The organism is Secundilactobacillus silagei JCM 19001 (genome assembly GCF_002217945.1).
Lineage (GTDB): Bacteria > Bacillota > Bacilli > Lactobacillales > Lactobacillaceae > Secundilactobacillus > Secundilactobacillus silagei.
The window spans coordinates 1-273 of sequence record NZ_BCMG01000046.1 but is presented as its reverse complement, the minus strand read 5'-3'; the positions used below and the strand labels follow the sequence as shown (position 1 = coordinate 273).

The following is a 273-nucleotide window of genomic DNA, read 5'->3' as shown; positions in this document are numbered from 1 at the left end:
TCCCACTTCGCTCGCCGCTACTATGGGAATCGCAATTGCTTTCTCTTCCTGTGGGTACTTAGATGTTTCAGTTCCCCACGTCTGCCAATACTTAGCTATGTATTCACTAAGCATTAATCATCGACTAAGATGATTGGGTTTCCCCATTCGGAAATCTCCGGATCAAAGCTTACGTACAGCTCCCCGAAGCATATCGGTGTTAGTCCCGTCCTTCATCGGCTCCTAGTGCCAAGGCATTCACCATGCGCCCTTGATAACTTAACCTCATCACTA

1 rRNA gene is annotated in these 273 nt (G+C 47.6%); it reads right to left on the bottom strand.

Annotated features, from left to right (window positions below):
* Nucleotides 1-264 (bottom strand): 23S ribosomal RNA (locus tag CES79_RS12465); the annotation flags it as partial.
* Between the last annotated feature and the right edge of the window lie 9 nt (nucleotides 265-273).